13 protein-coding genes and 1 rRNA gene are annotated in these 18,348 nt (G+C 60.5%); 10 read left to right on the forward strand and 4 right to left on the reverse strand.

What is annotated here, in order from left to right:
- The first annotated feature begins 126 nt into the window (after positions 1-126).
- Complete coding sequence (locus AC07NR_RS16460) at positions 127-465, forward strand: tryptophan synthase subunit beta (protein WP_085712603.1); 339 nt, start codon at positions 127-129, stop codon at positions 463-465.
- A gap of 50 nt (positions 466-515) precedes the next feature.
- Here AC07NR_RS16460 and lapD read toward each other — a convergent pair whose 3' ends face one another.
- Both lapD and lapG read right to left on the reverse strand, forming a co-directional pair.
- A complete protein-coding gene (lapD, locus tag AC07NR_RS16465) occupies positions 516-2,459 on the reverse strand; it encodes a cyclic di-GMP receptor LapD (RefSeq protein ID WP_085712602.1) in 1,944 nt (647 codons plus the stop codon).
- Positions 2,460-2,473: 14 nt separating this feature from the next.
- Positions 2,474-3,166: a cysteine protease LapG gene (lapG, locus tag AC07NR_RS16470; protein ID WP_114880931.1), complete on the reverse strand. Its 693-nt coding sequence runs from the start codon at positions 3,164-3,166 to the stop codon at positions 2,474-2,476.
- Positions 3,167-3,361: 195 nt separating this feature from the next.
- Between lapG and AC07NR_RS16475 the strand changes: the two genes are divergently transcribed.
- From AC07NR_RS16475 to AC07NR_RS16495, 5 genes are all read left to right on the forward strand, one after another.
- Complete coding sequence (locus AC07NR_RS16475) at positions 3,362-4,072, forward strand: GntR family transcriptional regulator (RefSeq protein ID WP_248738736.1); 711 nt, start codon at positions 3,362-3,364, stop codon at positions 4,070-4,072.
- Positions 4,073-4,824: 752 nt separating this feature from the next.
- Positions 4,825-5,598: a DUF3050 domain-containing protein gene (locus tag AC07NR_RS16480; protein WP_119428524.1), complete on the forward strand. Its 774-nt coding sequence runs from the start codon at positions 4,825-4,827 to the stop codon at positions 5,596-5,598.
- Complete coding sequence (locus AC07NR_RS16485) at positions 5,595-6,524, forward strand: diiron oxygenase (RefSeq protein ID WP_495078966.1); 930 nt, start codon at positions 5,595-5,597, stop codon at positions 6,522-6,524. Before AC07NR_RS16480 ends, AC07NR_RS16485 begins: the two co-directional genes overlap by 4 nt.
- 13 nt (positions 6,525-6,537) lie before the next feature.
- Complete coding sequence (locus AC07NR_RS16490; protein WP_495078967.1) at positions 6,538-9,927, forward strand: non-ribosomal peptide synthetase; 3,390 nt, start codon at positions 6,538-6,540, stop codon at positions 9,925-9,927.
- Between the two features lie 23 nt (positions 9,928-9,950).
- Positions 9,951-10,418, forward strand: coding sequence for an SRPBCC family protein (locus tag AC07NR_RS16495; protein WP_248738739.1), 468 nt, complete (start codon positions 9,951-9,953; stop codon positions 10,416-10,418).
- Positions 10,419-10,477: 59 nt separating this feature from the next.
- Here the strand turns inward: AC07NR_RS16495 and AC07NR_RS16500 are convergent, their stop codons facing one another.
- Positions 10,478-12,358, reverse strand: a complete 1,881-nt coding sequence (locus AC07NR_RS16500; RefSeq protein WP_085712595.1) for a methyl-accepting chemotaxis protein — start codon at positions 12,356-12,358, stop codon at positions 10,478-10,480.
- A 311-nt stretch (positions 12,359-12,669) separates the two neighbouring features.
- Here AC07NR_RS16500 and AC07NR_RS16505 point away from each other — a divergent pair, with 311 nt between their 5' ends.
- From AC07NR_RS16505 to AC07NR_RS16520, 4 genes are all read left to right on the forward strand, one after another.
- Entirely contained in the window at positions 12,670-13,170 is a 501-nt protein-coding gene (locus AC07NR_RS16505) for a sigma-70 family RNA polymerase sigma factor (protein WP_248738740.1), read from the forward strand.
- Positions 13,170-14,180, forward strand: coding sequence for a FecR domain-containing protein (locus AC07NR_RS16510; RefSeq protein WP_495078968.1), 1,011 nt, complete (start codon positions 13,170-13,172; stop codon positions 14,178-14,180). The genes AC07NR_RS16505 and AC07NR_RS16510 overlap by 1 nt, the downstream gene beginning before the upstream one ends.
- Positions 14,181-14,267: 87 nt before the next feature.
- Positions 14,268-16,769, forward strand: a complete 2,502-nt coding sequence (locus AC07NR_RS16515) for a TonB-dependent siderophore receptor (RefSeq protein WP_495078969.1) — start codon at positions 14,268-14,270, stop codon at positions 16,767-16,769.
- A gap of 76 nt (positions 16,770-16,845) precedes the next feature.
- Positions 16,846-18,024, forward strand: coding sequence for a PepSY-associated TM helix domain-containing protein (locus AC07NR_RS16520; RefSeq protein WP_495078970.1), 1,179 nt, complete (start codon positions 16,846-16,848; stop codon positions 18,022-18,024).
- Positions 18,025-18,095: 71 nt separating this feature from the next.
- Here AC07NR_RS16520 and rrf read toward each other — a convergent pair.
- Positions 18,096-18,211 (reverse strand): 5S ribosomal RNA (gene rrf, locus AC07NR_RS16525).
- Between the last annotated feature and the right edge of the window lie 137 nt (positions 18,212-18,348).

Raw genomic sequence — 18,348 nt, forward strand, 5'->3', positions numbered from 1 at the left:
CAATGGGGCGGCCGTCACGTTTGCGTCTTTCTTCCCGGTGACGATTGCGTCGCCGCACCGCATACTCCCGTGCAGTTGGCTATGCTGCTGACAGCATGACGCCGGTCCATTTCCGAGGGATGCTCAATGTTTTACGTGCAACGCGATGCACAGGGTCAGTTGGTTCGCGTGGAAGCTGCGGCCTGGGCCGAGGCCACGGAAACGCTGCCCGCCGACCACCATGAAATCCAGGCCTGGTTTGCCAACGCGGCCGTGGAAAACAGCCTCAAGCAGCTCAAGCAGAGCGACTTGGAGATGATTCGGGTACTCGACGACCTGATTCAGGTCCTGACCCAGAAAGGCGTGATCCGCGTCACCGACCTGCCGCCGGCGGCCCAGGCCAAGTTGATGGACCGTACCCAGGCCCGGGAGGCGTTGGGCGGGCTGAGCCAGTTGATTGATGATGAAGAGACCGGGTTGATCTGATCTCTTTTGTCCTGCCCGTTCCCGCGCTGCGCGTGGGAACGGGCAATTCATCACCAGGGTTTCGGTTCACCGAAAAGCTGCCCCTGAACCCCGTACAAGCCCATCTCGCGAATCACCGACAATTCCCCTTCCGTCTCGACCCGTTCGGCAATCAGCGGCAGATCGATGCTGTGCGCCGCCCGCTGGATCGCCTCGATGAACAGGCGCTTGTCACTCTCCTGGTCAATCGCGCGAATGTAACTGCCATCGATCTTCAGGTACGCCAGCCCCAGCCGCGCCAGGTTGCCGATCATGCTGAAGCGCCCGCCGAAGCGTTGCAGGCTCAGGGAGAAACCGAGTTCGCGCAGGCGGCGGGTCAACTGTTCCAGCACCGCTTGTTCCGGCAATTGCTCCTCGCCGATTTCCAGGGTCAGACGCGGCCCCAGATTGGAGTGCGAGCGCAGAATCTCGAAGACTTTGTTCAGCGCCTGTGGGTCGGCCAGGGTCGCCGACGACAGGTTCAGCGCCAGGGATTCTTCATGGCCGGCCATTTGCTCCAGCACCCGCTCGAGCATCAGTCGGTCCAGGCGTGCGGTCCAGCCAAAGCGCTCCAGCCATGGCAGGAAGCGTCCGGCGGGAATGGTCTGGCCCTGTTCGTCGAGCAGGCGCGACAGCACTTTGTAATGCAGCACCAGTTGCGTGTCCTGCGCTGCCACCACTGGCTGGAAGAACAACTCGAAACGCCGCTGGTTCAGCGCCTGATCGAGCAGACGGTGCCAGGCGTGGTGATCGTCGCCGACGTCCGCCACCAGGCTCTGGTCGAGGCACGCCCAATTCTGTTCGCCCTGGCCTTCGGCCTGAGCCAGGGCCTGATCGCCGAGGCTGAGCACCGCCTGCGGTGAGTCGCCATGGGCGAACGGTGCCACGCCGATGGAGGCCACGGCGGCCACGTCAGTGGCGCCCGTCGCATGCAGGCTGCCCAGGGCGCTGTCGAGGTTCTGCGCCAGTTGCAGCGCTTCTTCGCGGGTCAGCCCTGGCGCCAGCACGGCGAATTCACCGCCACGGATACGGGTCACGAGATTCTGGGTTTCCGGGTATTTGGCGCACTCGCGAGAAAGTTGCTGGCCGACCGCTTTCAACAATTCATCGGTACGCTGACCGCCAAGACGCTGGTTCAGCCCGGCCAGATCCTTGACCCGCAGCAGCAACAGATAACCGGAACTGGCCTGCTCCGGGTTGCTTACCCGGGCGTTCAGTTGCATCTCGAAGTAGCGCCGGTTGGCCAGCCCGGTGAGGTTGTCCTGATAGGACTCGGTGCGCAGTTTTTCGCTACGTTCGGCCTGCTCCTGGAACAGCGCCTTGAGCTTCTCGACCATCTGGTTCATGGCCAGCACCACGCGGCGCAATTCAGGCGTGCGCGGCAGGTCCGGCAGGCTGAGGAATTCGCGACGGGCGATGGCGTGGGATTGCTTGACCATGTAGTCCAGCGGCCGCAATTGCCGGCGCAACAACAGCGCGCCCAGCACCGCGCTCACCGCACCGCAGACCAGCAACCAGCCCAGGCTGCCGAGTGCGCTCTGCCAGAGCTTGGCCAACGCGAACATCGGATGGCTGACCACCTCGACCCGCGCCGCCTGTTCCCAGCCACGGCTGACCAGTGCATCGCCGCCGGCCGGCTCCAGGCCAATCAGTTTGACGAACCAGTCCGGCACGTTGGTGACGGCGGGAATGCCGCTGCGCTCGACGATGGTCTGGTCGGTCTTCAGATCGACCACGCGGATGCTCGAGTAATAACCGCTGTCGAAGATCGAACTGACCAGCAGCTCGACCATGGCCGGGTCGTCGATGTTCGGGGTCAGCGACAACGCCAGCGCCGTGGCGGCGTCCTGGGCGTGGGAACGCAACTGGTTGACGTACTGGGTGCGCGAGCTCTCCAGGCTGACCATGAAGCTGCCGGTGAAGGCGACCACGAGGAACAGACAGATTGCGATCAACAGCTGTTTGAACAAGGACATCTGAGCGCGTGCTCCTAGTTAGTCGTCTCGACCGGGAATCCTTCGGCCTGCATTTTCTTCAACACATCCTGCCAGCGTGACAGGCGTTTGGTGTCGCCGACCTTTTTGTTGCCCTTGGCCCCCGGCAGGTACAGCCCTTCGGCATTGAAAGAGTAGACCGGCAACAAATCGGTTCGCTCGGAGGCCGGTCTGATCGGGTCGATCAGGCTGTCGAGCACCAGAGGCATGGCGTCGGGACTGGAATAGTAGGTCAACACCATGTGCGCGCGGTTCTGGCGCAGGGCCTTGACGTAGGTGATGCGCAATTTGTCACTGGCCACGCCGAGGTGGCGCAGGCTGAAATACTTGGCGATCGCGTAGTCTTCGCAGTCACCGGCGCCTTTCCACAAGGCTTCGATGGGGGTCTCCCAATAATCGACCTGGCCCCACAGGTCGATGTCCTCGACGTAGCGCATCTGTTTGTTGAAAAACAGGTTCACCACTTTGAGCTTTTCCATCTCGCTGACCTGTTTCTGGGTGGCCAGCAGATTCTGCCAGGCATCGATCCGTTGTTGCCCGGCGCCCAGCGGTCCGTACAATGCCGTGGCCTTGCGGCTGATCGCGGAAAAATCCCAATCGGCATGCAGACCGCCCAGCATGACGCCGGCCAGCAGCAGCGCGCAGGCAAGCCAGCGCGCAATCCGGGGAATCGCGAAACGTACCGCCAATGCAAGGCATCCAGGGCAGGAGGAAAGGCGTTTGATGGTGAAGGTTAGCCGAGCAAAAAACAATGGCACCCTGAGATCATCGCCCGCGCGCTAAACTTCAGATGTGACAGGGTTCTTCTACACGGTTTGACAACCTGTAGAGCAATCACTAGTGTCCTTTGGATCCAAATTCCGCAGTCAACAGGGTGTGCAGTTGTGACCCAGAAGCCCAAGCCACTCCACAGCATCAAAGTCGAAGGGCCGATTCCCGCGCATCTGGCGCGCTCGGTCATCGAGGAAACCCTGCGCTCGGCGATTCTCGACGGGCGCCTGCCGTGCGGCACCGCGGTCCGCCAGCAGGATCTGGCGGACCTGTTCGGCGTCAGCCGCATGCCGGTACGCGAAGCGTTGCGTCAGCTCGAAGCCCAGGGCCTGTTGAGCGTGGTAGCCCACAAAGGCGCCGTGGTAGCGCCGCTGATCCAGGGCGACGCGACCGAAACCTACGAACTGCGCATCCTGCTGGAATCCGAAGCCCTGCGTCAGTCGATCTCGCTGCTGACCAGCGCCGACCACGAACGCGCCGCCGGTTACATCGAAGAGCTGGAAACCGAGCACGACTACACGGAGATCGGTCGGCTCAACCGCCTGTTCCACATGACGCTTTACAGCAAATCCCCGAACGGCCGCCTGCTGCGGCTGGTCGAGGACGGTTTGAATGAAGAGGAACGCTTCCTGCGTTTCAACCTCGAGGCCATGGGCCTGGGCAAGATCTCCCAGGACGATCACCGCGCGTTGCTGCAAGCCGTGCAGCAACGTGACACCCCGCTCGCTGTGGCATTGCTGGAGCAGCACCTCAACCGCGGTGTCGAGGTCATCACCCGTTACCTCGCCAGCCCCGCCGCACAAAACCGCAAGACAGCCCGCTGATTCCCCCCTTCCGGGTGAGCTCCCGCTCACCCGGCGAATAACCCGCTTACAAATCCCCACGCCAGTCACGCTCAATTGCCGTGGCACTTCGGCGCCTTCGCTCTAACCTCCCCCCTGCTTTGGACAGCCCGGAAATTGCACCGCAAGGAAGTCATTTTCGACGATAGCCGCGGCGCCGATTTACGCGCACCCTTGAATCGCCAACCCAAATAGAACGGGGACGCGCCGCCCCGGCAGCAGTCTCCGCAACAGGAACCTACGGAAGGAGCCTTGTCACGGGAAAAGGAAGATTCGCCGCCGTATCAGGCCAACTTCATCCCCTCAGATCATTTCAATTACTTACTTCAAAAGTTGCTTTGAGTGAGGCATTCACTCTTGTTATTCAATTTTGGCCTTTAAAGGCCGAAAGGAGCAACTACGCCCAAATAAAACTTAACTTAAAAGTTTTATCAGCTTCGCTCATACTTGAAAAACAGCAAACTTAAATTAATTAAAAATATACTTGTTAAGTTGTTTTGCGATGTATTAGTTTTTCTACGCCGGGTTTATACCGAACCGAAAAGCCGGCAAGCTCCAACAACATGGCCCGCTGCACGTCAGTCTCTCCTGGCGTTCCGATGTACCGGGCCTCTCGATACAACTTCAACTTTCATCGAAACGAATGAGGCTATCGCTCGCCTGGAAACTATATCCAACGTTGTTAGCCATTGATTGAGCAGTCCCTATATCCCTATAAGCCAGAGGCTCGCATCATGCCAACTAAAGAACAACTCGCCCAAAAGAAAGCCGAACTCAGCGTTCACCCGATCTTCTCCGAAATCGATTCGCTGTCGGTGTTGCGACGCTTCATGGAATCCCATGTCTTTGCCGTATGGGACTTCATGTCGCTGACCAAACGCCTGCAACAGGAACTGACCTGCACTCGACTACCGTGGCTGCCGCCGCGCGATCCCCATGCCGCACGATTGATCAATGAAATCGTGCTTGGCGAAGAGTCGGACGATCGGCTGTCACACGGGCATTACAGTCATTTCGAGTTGTACCTGGATGCGATGCGCGAAGTCGGTGCGAGCACCTCGGCGGTGGAGCGCTTTGTCGCGCTGCAACAGGAGGGCGTGAGCTATGACGTCGCGCTGCAAAGTGTCGAGGTCGACCCGGCCGCCGCGCAATTCGTACGCGACACCCTGCACACCGCGCTGCATGCACCGGGGCACAGTGTAGCCGCGGCTTTCCTGCATGGTCGCGAGAGCGTGATCCCGACCATGTTCCAGCGCATGCTCGATGCCTGGGGCATCGGCGTGGAGCAGGCGCCAACCTTCCGTTACTACCTGGAGCGACACATCGAAGTCGACTCCGAAGACCACGGCCCCGCCGCCGAGCAACTGCTGGAGCGCCTGGTCGATGGCGATCCGCAACGTGAGGCCGAGGTCTATGCCAGCGCCATCGCCGCCGTGGAAAGCCGCATCGCGCTTTGGGACGGCCTGCGCCTGAGCATGCGCGAGCCGTTGGCGGAGGTGGCCGAATGAACGCCGCCGACTACCAATCCTTCGCCGACGCCTGGGAAAGCCGCGCCACCATCCGCACCCGGCCGCGCCGCGTGCTGGAGGACGACGCGCGGCTGATCTATCCGCTCAGCCGCCAGCCGTTGGTGCTCAGCGAAACCTTCCTGCGCGAATGCCCGGAACAGCGTGATTTTGCCCTGGTGCAGACGCTGTACAAGTTCATCAACGACGTGGTGATTTTCGAGACCGAGATCGTTGACAAGACCGCCCGCAGCATTGCCAAGAACCGCTTCGCCGTGGCGTTCCCGTTCGCCTGTCGCTACGACGCCATGACCGTCGTCGTGGACGAGGATTACCACGCGCTGGTGGCGATGGATTTCATGCAGCAGACCGTGGCCATGACCGGCATCGAACCCATCGAGTTGCCGAATGAAATCGAACTGAGCCGGGCGATTCCGGCCGCCGTCGAATTGGCCCCGGAACACCTGCGCAGCGCCGTGGAACTGATCTGCGTGGCCATCGCCGAGAACACCGTGACCGGCGATGTCGCGGCTTTTGCCCGGGACGATACGGTCAAGCCATCGATCAAGGGGCTGATGGCCGACCACTTGATGGACGAGGGTCGTCATTCGAGTTTCTGGGCGCGGATGGTGCGCATCTACTGGCACACCGCGAGCGATGCGGATCGCGAATGCATCGCGCAGATCCTGCCGGTGTTCATCGGCCACTACCTGACCAACGACATCCAGAAGTCTTTCGACCTGCGCCTGATCGATGCCTTGCCGGTCAACGATGCGACCCGCCGCGCACTGAAGGACGAGATGGCCGGGCTGGCCTTCCCGATCAATCGCCACCACCCGCTGGTGGGCAACATCGTGCGTTTTTTCCACAACAGCTCACTGCTCGACACACCGTGCGTACAGCACGCCCTGCGCGACTACCTGGTTTGACACGGAGGCTGACATGAGACGTCTCGACATTTTGCTGAAGGGCCGTAGCCAGGCCTTGACCGACCTGGCGCTGGAGCTCGAACAACACGGTCATTCATTGCTGTCGGAAGCGGCTCCGTCGATGGATCTGGTGATCGACGACGGCAGTCTTGCGCCACAGAATCACGGCGTGACACCACACCTGACCTTGCGTCTGGGTATCGGTGCAACGGGCGTCGGCGGACTGCCGGTGCTCGATCTTCTGTGCCTCTGCGACTCGACACTGCTGAGCCGCGTGCCCATCGCCGACGAACCCTCCGGTAACGGTCAGGCCCTGCGCCAGCGAACACTCGCGCTGGTGGTGGATGAAGTGGCGCTGCTGGTCAGCCGTTTTTCCCGCGATGCCGAATATTTCCAGCACGCGACGACGGCCCGTGCACCGGACTTCGAGCAGGTGGAAAACCTGCTGTTTCTCGACAGCCTGGCCTATGTGCATCGCTTCAACGCCACGGCCAATCCGGCCTTGTTGCAACGGGCGCAGATCCCGGTGATCGAGCGCCTGCAACAGAGCTTGATCGAGCATGCCGAACGCCCGGCGCTGCACCTCGCCGAGCAGTCGATCAGCTATCGCCAGTTGCATGATCACAGCCGGGCGATCCAGCAGCAGTTACTGACGATGCTGGAGACACAGCCGCAACCGTGGGTAGTCGGGATTTGCCTGCCGAAATGCGATGCGCTGTTTGCTTCGATCCTGGCGATTCTCGGCAGCGGTGCGGTGTATCTGCCGCTGGAGCCAAGCCATCCGCTTCAGCGCCAGCAGTACATCCTCGAAAACGCCGGTGCTGTGTTGTTGTTGCACGATGGCGAACATCCGCTGAGCGATTTGATGCCGGGGCTGGACGTCAGTCGCATCGACCGCACTGAAGTCGATCCGGCGCTACCGCTGATGCTGCGCCGGCCCGAGCTCGATTCACCGTGCATGGCGCTCTACACCTCGGGCACCACCGGGCATCCGAAAGGTGTGCTGCTCAGTCAGGCGAATCTCGCGCACTTCACGGCGTGGTACGCCGATTACGTGCAGTTGCACGCCGAGAGCCGGGTGCTGCAGTTCTCGTCGCTGAGTTTTGACTCGTCGCTGATCGACATCTTCCCGACCCTGCTCGAAGGCGCGGAACTGGTGGTGCCCGACGACAACCAGCGCCGTGATCCGCTGCAACTGGTGGCGCTGATTCGCCGCCGGCAGCTGACCCACGCGTTCCTGCCGCCAGCACTGCTGAGCATCCTGCCGCTGGAGCAATTGCAAAGCGTCGGGCAGATCATGACCGGCGGTGACGTCTGCGAGCCGTTCGTGATCGAGCAACTGACGCGCCAAGGCAAACTGCACAACCTCTACGGCCCCACCGAAGCGACGGTGCTGATCACCGCGCGGCAGCTGCAACCGGGCGACAGCAATCGCACCCTCGGCGGGCCGATTGCCAACAGCCAGGTACTGATTCTCGACGACGATCTGCAACCGGTGCCGGAACAAACGGTAGGCGAGCTGTTCATCGTCGGCCCCGGCGTGTGCCTGGGTTACCTGAATAATCCGCAGCAGACCGCCGAGCGCTATCTGGACCTTGAGTTACCGGACGGGCAGCGTCTGCGCGCCTACCGCAGCGGCGACATGGCCAAGTGGGGCGAAGACGGCATCGAGCTGTGCGGACGCCGCGACAATCAGGTGAAGATTCGCGGCTTCCGGGTCGAGCCGGAAGAGATCGAACGGTGCCTGCGCGAGAGCCAGCTGTATCGGCAGATCGCCGTGGTGATCGACAGTCAGCGGCGGATTCTGGCGTTCCTCGCCCAGCCGCAATCGGACGCCGCCCGCGATGCGCTGAAAGCACATGCCCAGCAGTTCTTGCCCGACTACATGCAACCGGTGGCATGGACGGAACTGCCGAACATGCCGTTCGCCGCCAACGGTAAAGTCGACCGCAAGGCGTTGCTGGAGCTGCCGGTGAGCGTGCAGGACAGCGGTCCGAAATGCCTGCCGGCCAACGCCGATGAAGCGCTGTTGCTGGAGATCTGGGGCGAACTGCTGGAGCTGCCGACCAGCGACATCTCCACCGATGAAAGCTTCTTCAATCTCGGCGGTCACTCGATTCTGCTGTCGCGCATGCTCCTGCGTCTGCGGGAGGAATTCGGCCGCAGCATTTCGATCAACCGCTTCATCGAACTGCCGACCATCACCAAGCTCGCCACCCTGGTACGCGGCACCGATGACAGCGCGGTGCTCAGCGCCCAGGCGATGGCCGACGCCGAGCGACCGCTGGACATCGAGCCGTTGCCGATCAGCCGCATGGGCGATGTGCACAAGGTGATCGTCACTGGCGCCAACAGTTTTGTCGGCGTGCACATCGTCGAGGCGCTGCTGGGATGGGGCGCCAGCGAAGTGGCGTGTCTGGTGCGCGACGGCGGCGGGCAAACCGCGGCGCAGCGTTTTGCCCAATCGTTGCGAGAGAACCGGCTGGAACATCTGGACCTGAGTCGGGTGCGGGTCTATTCGGCAGACATCACCCGTCCGCAACTGGGCCTGGCTGATGGGGACTTCGAGCGACTGGATCGCGAGTTCGGCGCGCTGGTGCACAACGCGGCGAACGTCAATCACGTCCTCGATTACGAGTCGCTGGCGGCGGACAACGTCGAACCGGTTTTCGAACTGCTGCGGCTGTGCGAAGGGCGCAGCAAGAAGGTGTTCAATTTCGTCTCGACCCTGTCGGCCTCCAGCACTGTCGACGACGCGGGCCGGGTGCTGGAGTTGCCCGCCGCACCGACACCGCCGATCTACATCCGCAACGGCTACAACCTGTCGAAATGGGTCGGCGAACGCATCCTCGAACGGGCGCGGGAACGCGGGGTGCGGGTCAATCTGTATCGACCCGGCAACATCAGTTTCAACAGCCTCAGCGGCGTCTGCCAACCGCACAAGAACCGTTTGATGCTGATGCTCAAGGGCTCGATCCAGCTCGGTCAGGTGCCGGCCTTCGCGCTGAACTTCGACCTGATGCCGGTGGACTTTCTTGCCCGTTTCATCGCCTTCCATGCCAGCCGTTATTCGCCCGAACGGGCGGTGTTCAACCTGCACAACCCGGAGCCTCTGAGCTGGGATGCCTACGTTGCATCGTTCCGCGAAACCGGCAGCGAGTTTTCGCTGGTCAGCGTTGCCGACTGGCAACAGCAACTGGGTCGGGTTGATGCCGACAACGCGCTGTTCGGCGTACTCGGTTTCTACCTCAACGGCTTTGAGGAAGACATCGGCGACATCTCCCTGATCGGCCACGCCAACGCCCAGGCCGGAGTGCAACAGATGGGCGCGCACTACCCGGAAAAATCCCCGGCGCTGCTGCGTCGCGGCTGCGACTACCTGAAAGAAATCAACTTCATCTGACTCATCAAACAAGGAGCAACATCATGAGCAATCTGCAACCCGACACCCTGATCAAAAACCCTCACGGCTGCCACGTGGTGTCTTCGGTGGAAGTGCCGGTGGACGCCAAACAGGTGTGGGCGGTGGTCGGAAAATTCGACGGCTTCGACCGTTTCATCCCAGCGCTGTCGCACATCGAAATGACCGGCGAAGGCGTGTCTTCCCTGCGCAAGAAATTCTTCAAGGATGGCAACGTCGTGGTCGAGCAACTCAACTCCCGGGACGACCAGGCGCTGAGCATGACCTGGACCACGATCTACAACACCCTGGGCGTGGCCAATCTGTGGGCGGCGATGAATGTGGAATCGCTGGGCGCGGGCAAGTCGCGGGCGACCTGGACGATCATTGCCGAGCCGGCCAGCGGCGGGCCCGAGGCGCTGTCGGGGTTCAAGGATTTCGTCCAGGGATTTGCCGATGATGCGATGGGCAATGTGCTGAAGCTGTTTGTGTAAGGCATGAAAAAGCCCGCTGCGGATCACTCCGCAGCGGGCTGTTTTTTGACCGCAGGCGATCAGATCTTGAAGCTGTCGACCAGTTGTTTCAAACGGTTGGCCTGCTGCGACAACGCATCGCAATCCTTCAACGTTTCATTGAGGTTGGCCACGCTCTGCTGGTTCAGCAGGTTGATCTGGTTGACGTCGACGTTGAGGGTTTCCACCACGGCGGTCTGCTCTTCGGTAGCCGCGGCCACCGACTGGTTCATGCCGTCGATTTCGCCGATGCGCTGGGTCACGCTGACCAGGCGCAGACCAGCCTGATTCGCCACTTCAACACTCTCTTCGCTGGACGCCTGACTGGCGTTCATGGTGGTCACCGCTTCACGGGAACCGACCTGCAGCGAGGTGATCATCTTGTGGATTTCTTCCGCCGATTCCTGGGTACGGTGAGCGAGGTTGCGCACCTCGTCCGCCACCACCGCAAAACCGCGTCCGGCTTCACCGGCACGGGCCGCTTCGATGGCCGCGTTGAGCGCCAGCAGGTTGGTCTGTTGGGAGATGCCTTTGATCACGTCGAGAATGTGGCCGATGTTGTCGGTGCTCGCATTCAGGGTTTCGATCTGGGTGCACGACAGGCTGATCTTCTGCGACAGCTCGGTCATCGCCTGAATCGTCTGCTCGACCACCTGACGACCGTCATCGGCCTGCTCGCTCGCGCCGCTGGCGTGTTGCGAAGCGTCGGCGGCGTTGCGGGCGATTTCCTGGGTGGCGGCACCCAACTGATTGATCGCGGCCGCCACGCTGTTGGTGCGTGCACTTTGCTCGTCGGAACCGATGATCGAGGCGTTGGACGATGCCATCACCCGTTGCGACAGGTCGTGTACATGACGAGTCGCGGAAGACACTTCGGAAATGGACGCGTGAATCCGCTCCACGAACTGGTTGAACGAACTGCCCAGCTCGCCGAACTCATCCTTGCTTTCCACTACCAGACGACGGGTCAGGTCACCTTCACCCTGAGCGATGTCCTGCATCGCGCGGCCCATGGTAATCAGCGGACGCATCAGCACGGTGATCAACAGGCTCAGGAAGACTGCAATCGCACCCACTGCAACGAACATTGCGATCAGTGCCGAAGTACGGAACTGGCTGAGCGCAGCGTAGGCCTTGTCGCGGTCGATCGACAGACCGATGTACCACTCGGCATTCGGCAGGCCGGTGACCGGGGTGAACGACAGGATGCGCTCCTGGCCGTTGAGCACCACGTTCTGGTTGCCCTTCTGGATGCGCACATCGGCGTTCGGGTAGATGTCCTTGAGGTTCTTCATCACCTGGTCTTTGTCCGGGCTGACGATCACCTGACCGTCACCGCTGACCAGGAATGCGTGGCCCAGGCCACCGAAGTCCACCGAGTTGATGATCTTCACAAGGGTTTCCAGACTCAGGTCACCGCCCACCACACCAAGCAGCTCGCCGTTCTTTTTCACCGGCATGGCGATGGTCACCACCAGACCGCCAACGGCGGCCATGTATGGCGGGGTCAGCATGGTCTGGTCAGCGGCCACGGCCTGCTTGTACCACGGGCGCTGACGCGGGTCGTAGCCGTCCGGCATCTTCGCGTCAGGGCGCTGGGTGAACACACCGTTGGCCTGGCCGACGTAGGTGAACTGGAAGTTCGAGGTGAAGGCCGGTTGATCGACCAGCCCCGGGAAATCGGCGTTCTTGCCCTGATGAGCGACGTTCTGCGCGAGGTTTTCCAGTACCAGAATCCGTCCGCTCATCCAGTTCTGCACACTGCTGGCGGTCAGATCGCCGGCCTGCTGGACGGAGGACTGCAGGTTCTGACGAATGGTATTTCGCTGCAGATAGTCGTTGTACAAAGTGAACAGCGCGAACGCCAGGACCACGACGCCCGAGGCGGCCAACAGGATTTTATGGCTGAACTTGAGATTCATTTCATGGGACTTCTTATGCCAAAAGTGGGGATGCGTTCCGGATGCAACATTCCATGTACAGCGCAGGCAGCGTTCTGATGGCTGCTCTACTTTGGTGCACGCATGTCTCACCAGTCTGTCGGCACGATTCGGAGAAAACTTAGCGTTTTGTAGGAAATGGACGGCATTTCTGCCAGCTTCCCGCCGAACGGCGTGCCAGAGCGTTCGCCTGGCATTTTTTGATGACTGTTTTGCAGCGTCGGTTGCAAATTCTGTAACCCTTGCTGACAATGCGACTAATTATCATTTGTGACGTCCGGGCTGTCGCGTTCATGTCCTCACCTGAGTTTGCAGTACAGGCGCTTTACAGTCGTCATCACGGCTGGCTCAACGGCTGGTTGCGCGCGCGGCTGGGCAATGCGGCCGATGCGGCGGATCTGGCCCAGGACACTTTCGTTCGCCTGCTGCAACGCACCGAGCGTCTCGAACTCAAGGCGCCCCGCGCGTTCCTGCGCACCATCGCTCGCGGTCTGGTCATCGACCATTGGCGTCGCGAAGAAATCGAACGCGCCTACCTGGAAACCATCGCTCACTTGCCCGAAGCCGAAACACCCAGCGCTGAAGCCCGCGCGCTGGTGATTGAGCTGCTGGAAAGCATTGCCCGCATGCTTGAGGGACTGAAGCCCAAAGTGCGTCAGGCATTTCTGCTGGCGCAGTGCGAAGGTTTGACCCACAAGCAGATCGCCGAGCAGATGGGTCTGTCCTTGCGCTCGGTGGAGCGCTACGTCGCCGATGCGCTGTATCACTGCTACGTGCTGCGGTACGAAAGCTGATGCCGGTGGATAACCTGTCAATCGCCCGAAGCGCCGAGCCACAGCAGAAAGTGGTCAAACAGGCGATCCACTGGCTGCTGCGCCTGCGCAACAATCATGGCAATTCGCGCTTGAGCCACCAATGCGAACAGTGGCGCGCCGAACACCACGATCACGAACTGGCCTGGCAGCGGGTGCAATCGCTGCAAAACGAATTGACCCACAACCTGCGTGCCGTGCCAGGCGCACAAGTGGCATTCAATACATTGGAGAACAGTGCGCAGGGCCTCGGACGCCGCCAGGCGTTGAAACTGCTGTCCGGTGCGTTGTTGATGGGCTCCGCCGCATGGCTGGCCAGAGATACGTCGGCCTGGCAGCAATGGAGCGCCGACTACGCCACCGCCACCGGCGAACGTCGTGGATTCCAGTTGCCTGACGGCACGCGGATCGAACTGAACACGGCCAGCGCCGTGGACCTCGATTACACGGCGCAACAGCGGCTGATCAAACTGACTCGGGGCGAGATCATCGTGACCTGCGGCGCCGGCGGAGGTTCGGTGGTCGATCGACCGCTGCGAGTGCAAAGCCGTCATGGCACCTATGAGCCGTTCGACGCGCGCTTCATCCTGCGTCAGGAAGGTGATTGCACGCGCCTGAGCGTCACCAGTGGCCGGGTCGCGATTCTTTTGCCGCGGACGAGTGCTGGCGCTTCCACCGAGGTGCTTGCCGGTCAGAGTTATTTGATCGACCACCATCAGGCGCGCCCTGCTCCGCCGCTGGACATGGATGCCGGCGCCTGGATCGACGGGCTGATCGTGACGCGCAATATGCGCCTGGGCGACTTCCTCAAAGAGGTTGGTCGCTATCGTCCAGGCTTCTTGGGTTGTGCTCCACAAGTCGCCGATCTGCGTTTGTCTGGCGTGTTCCGCCTCGATGACACCGACAAGCTGCTGGCGATCCTGCCGCAGACACTGCAGGTGCAATTGCGCTATCGCACCCGCTGGTGGGTAACGCTGGAACGAGCAGTCTGAAATTTTTTTGGCGGGTTTTCATGGCAAGGCCGGCTTAGTCAGTAAGCACTTCAACTCAGCCTTCGCGACTTGCCACGGAAACCTACAATGACTGCGCGCGTTACCTGTAAGAACCCTCTGAATTTCACCGTCGAATCGGGCCTTCTGCGCCACGCCGTTCGTGCCGCGTTGTTCTCCACGGCACTGGGCGTCGGCCTGCTGCCGAACCTGAGCGTCGCGGCGAGCGCCAGTGAGGTCAGCAGCCACCGCTACAACATCGCCGCCGGGCCCTTGGGCGAAGCGCTGAATCAGTTTGCGCGCCAGGCCGGCATTACCTTGTCGATGACCCCGCAGCAAACTCAAGGCCGACAATCACCCGGCGTGCAGGGCGAGTATTCGACCGATCAGGCGTTGAGTCATCTGCTGGGCGGCTCGGGTCTGGAGGCGGTCAGCCAGGACGGCAGCAGCTACGTTCTGCGCTCGATTGCGGAAACCGAAGCACTGGCCCTGCCAACCACCGATATCAAAGGCTTCGCCCTCGGCAACGCACTGGGCAGCATGGACGGCTACAACGCGACGCACAGTCAGATCGCCACCAAAACCAGTACCGCACTGCTGGAAACATCGCAAAGCGTGTCCGTGGTCACTCGCGAGCAAATGGACGACCAGGGCTCGCAAACCGTGTCCCAGGCGATGCGGTACACCCCCGGCGTGCTGACCAACCCCTATGGCGCCACGCACCGTTACGACTATGTGGCGATGCGCGGCTTCAACGATGGCTCGGTGGATAACATCTACCTCGACGGCCTCAAGTCCATGGGTGACAGCGGCACCTACAGCACCATGCAGGTCGATCCGTATTTCCTCGAGCGCGTCGATATCCTGAAAGGCCCGTCGTCCGTGCTCTACGGCCGTAGCTCGCCTGGCGGCCTGGTGGCACTGACCAGCAAGAAACCGCTGTACGAGGCCTATCACCAGATCCAGGCCACCGTGGGCACTCAGGGCCAGCGTGGTGTCGGCTTTGACTTCAGCGGCCCGGTCGATGACGACAAGCGCATCGCCTATCGTCTGATCGGTTTGACGGATCAGTCCGACACGCAATTCGACCACAACAAGGAAAAGCGCTTCGCCCTTGCACCGACCGTCAGCATCGACTTCAACGAAGATACTTCGCTGACCCTGCACGCCTATCTGCAGCATGACCCAGATGGCGGCTATCACGGTGGCGTGCCGGCCGATGGCACGATTCATCAGCGCAACGGCAACCGGATCTCGCCGCACTTCTTCGAAGGCGAACCGGGAGTCGATGGCTATTCTCGCGATCAGCAGTCGTTCGGTTATCAATTCGAACATCGTTTCAACGACGTCTTCACCGCGCGGCAGAATTTCCGTTACCTCGACTCCAAAGTGAATATGGATCAGGTGTACGCCTATGGCTGGACGTCGCCGACCAGCAACGAGCTGAATCGCTACTACACCGGCGGTGACGAACGCCTGCATGCGTTCATCGTCGACAACATGCTCCAGGCCGAATTCTTCACCGGTGCGACCAAGCACACGGTGCTGATGGGAGCGGATTACCAGCGACGCAAAACCGTGGTCGACTGGACCAGCGGCGGCCTGGCACCGATCAATGCGTTCAATCCGGTGTACGGCAACGCCGCCATCGATATGTACGGCGAGACCAGTTATCTGCGTCGTCTGGAGCAGACCGGGGTTTACCTGCAAGACCTGATTGAAATGGATAAATGGCGCTTCTCGCTGGGTCTGCGTCAGGACTGGGTAGAGACGTCCGAGGAGAACCGGATTGCCGAGGCGGGCCGCCCGGTCGGCACCGAGATCAGCGACAAGCGCACCAAACTGACGGGCCGTGTCGGAGCGCTATATCTGTTCGATAACGGCCTGGCGCCGTACATCAGCTACTCGGAGTCGTTCAACCCGAACTCCTATGCCGACAGCGCCGGTAATCCACTGGCCCCGACGGATGGCACGCAGTGGGAAGCAGGTCTGAAGTACCAGCCGCCTGGCACCGACAATCTGTTCACGGCCTCGCTGTTTCGCATCGATCAGGAAAACCTGGCGACCAAACTGCCGCAGGAAAACTTCTATCGTGCTGTAGGCGCCGTCCGCTCCCAGGGTCTGGAACTGGAGGCGCACATGCAGCTCACCGACAATCTGAAAGTTCTTGGTAGCTACACCTTTACCGATATCGAGTACTCGAAGTCGATGATCAGCACCCTGAGCACCCCGAGCAATGTGATCGAGAACAAAGGCAACTCGCCAACCCAGGCGCCGCGACACATGGCTTCGCTATGGGCGGACTACAAGTTCGACAGTGCGGCGCTTGATGGCCTGCGATTGGGCGGCGGTGTGCGTTACGTCGGCTATAGCTGGGCGGATGCAGAGAACACCATGAAGGTGCCTTCCTACACATTGTTCGACGCGTCGATCGGTTATGACCTGGGCAAGGTTGGTTTGAAGGGCGTCGATGTACGCCTGAATGCGAACAACCTGACCAACGAATCCTACGTGGCCTCCTGCGCCAGTCTGAACTTCTGCTACATGGGCGAAGAGCGCAACGTCGCCGCCACGGTCAGCTACCAGTTCTAAGCCTTTGTCTTGTGCATAAAAAAGCCAGTCCCTGAGGTTCAGGGACTGGCTTTGTCGTATTCGTGGGGAAGCTTTCATGCGTTCGTTTCTGGTTTTACTGCACCGGTACATCGGCTTGGCCACGGCGGTTTTTCTGTTGTTGGCGGGGATTACAGGGAGCATTCTGGCGTTCAATCATGAGTTGGATGAGTGGCTGAACCCGGGGTTTTACGAGGCTTCGGCCGAAGGGCAGCGCCTACCACCGGGTGATCTGGTCGATGCGGTGCAATCTGCACATCCGAAGCTGCAGGTCTGGTACATGGAGTACCCGAATGAGGCAGGCCACACAGCGTTGCTGGCGGCGGTTCCACGTAATGATCCGGCGACGGGCAAACCGTTCGATGAGCGTAATCAGGTGTTCTACCTGGACCCGGTCAATGGCAAGCAAAAAGGCCAGCGCTATTGGGGCGAGTGCTGTTTTCAGCGAGAGAACTTCATTCCTTTCATTCTTGAGTTCCACTACAACCTGACGCTGCCCGGGAACTGGGGTTTGCTGCTGATGGGATTGGTGGCCATTGCCTGGGTGATCGATTGCTTCATCGCTCTCTGGCTGACCTTGCCGCGAGGCAAACCCTTTTGGAGGAAGTGGTCGAGCGCCTGGAGGATCAAGGGCGGGCATGCCTATCGGCTCAACTTCGATCTGCATCGGGCTGGGGGCTTGTGGCTATGGTTGTTATTGCTACCGATAGCCGCCAGCAGCGTGGCCATGAACTTGCCGAGCCAGGTCTTCAAACCGGCGGTGTCACTGTTTTCTCCGATTGAGCCGAGCGTATATGAGGCCCGAGGTCGAATGCCTGCCGATGAGTTGGGGATCACTCGCTTGAGTTATCAACAGGCCTACGAAAGGGCACAGCAGGAGGGAAAAAGGTTGGGGCTGAGATCGGCGATCGGCGAGTTGTATTACAGCTTTGAGTACAACTTCTACGGCGCAGGGTTTGGACAGCATGACACCGAGGCCCACGGCAAATCCTGGTTGTTTTTCCACGGTACCGACGGACGATTACTGGGGCAGGAGATCGCAGGAGAAGGGACGTTGGGAGAGCGGTTCTATCGGTTGCAGTTGCCAATACATGGGGGACGGATCATAGGTTTTACCGGACAAGTGATGATCGCGGTATTGGGTGTTCTGATTGCGGGGTTGTCCGGGACTGGCGTCTATATCTGGTGGCGCAAATGGCAGGCTCGTCGAAGCAGCAAGGCACGCAGAGCGGCTTGAAGATGGGGCTTTTGCAGGCTCTGAAACGACAAAACCCCAACTGCTTTCGCAATTGGGGTTTCGGAATTTAATCTTGACGATGACCTACTCTCACATGGGGAAACCCCACACTACCATCGGCGATGCATCGTTTCACTTCTGAGTTCGGGATGGGATCAGGTGGTTCCAACGCTCTATGGTCGTCAAGAAATTCTGTGACCAGCCCGTTACCGCAGTAACGCACCGGCAAAAACTGGTGACTTCTACTAAAACAAAACCCCAACTGCTTTCGCAATTGGGGTTTCGGAATTTAATCTTGACGATGACCTACTCTCACATGGGGAA

Source organism: Pseudomonas sp. GW821-FHT09C09 (assembly GCF_059418105.1).

What these genes read in the sequence shown, in the direction of transcription:
- AC07NR_RS16515 (WP_495078969.1), top strand. Translation starts at nt 14,268, where the DNA reads ATGACTGCGCGCGTTACCTGTAAGAACCCTCTGAATTTCACCGTCGAA.
- AC07NR_RS16460 (WP_085712603.1), top strand. Translation starts at nt 127, where the DNA reads ATGTTTTACGTGCAACGCGATGCACAGGGTCAGTTGGTTCGCGTGGAA.
- AC07NR_RS16510 (WP_495078968.1), top strand. Translation starts at nt 13,170, where the DNA reads ATGCCGGTGGATAACCTGTCAATCGCCCGAAGCGCCGAGCCACAGCAG.
- AC07NR_RS16480 (WP_119428524.1), top strand. Translation starts at nt 4,825, where the DNA reads ATGCCAACTAAAGAACAACTCGCCCAAAAGAAAGCCGAACTCAGCGTT.
- AC07NR_RS16520 (WP_495078970.1), top strand. Translation starts at nt 16,846, where the DNA reads ATGCGTTCGTTTCTGGTTTTACTGCACCGGTACATCGGCTTGGCCACG.
- AC07NR_RS16490 (WP_495078967.1), top strand. Translation starts at nt 6,538, where the DNA reads ATGAGACGTCTCGACATTTTGCTGAAGGGCCGTAGCCAGGCCTTGACC.
- AC07NR_RS16500 (WP_085712595.1), bottom strand. Translation starts at nt 12,358, where the DNA reads ATGAATCTCAAGTTCAGCCATAAAATCCTGTTGGCCGCCTCGGGCGTC.
- lapD (WP_085712602.1), bottom strand. Translation starts at nt 2,459, where the DNA reads ATGTCCTTGTTCAAACAGCTGTTGATCGCAATCTGTCTGTTCCTCGTG.
- AC07NR_RS16505 (WP_248738740.1), top strand. Translation starts at nt 12,670, where the DNA reads ATGTCCTCACCTGAGTTTGCAGTACAGGCGCTTTACAGTCGTCATCAC.
- AC07NR_RS16485 (WP_495078966.1), top strand. Translation starts at nt 5,595, where the DNA reads ATGAACGCCGCCGACTACCAATCCTTCGCCGACGCCTGGGAAAGCCGC.
- AC07NR_RS16495 (WP_248738739.1), top strand. Translation starts at nt 9,951, where the DNA reads ATGAGCAATCTGCAACCCGACACCCTGATCAAAAACCCTCACGGCTGC.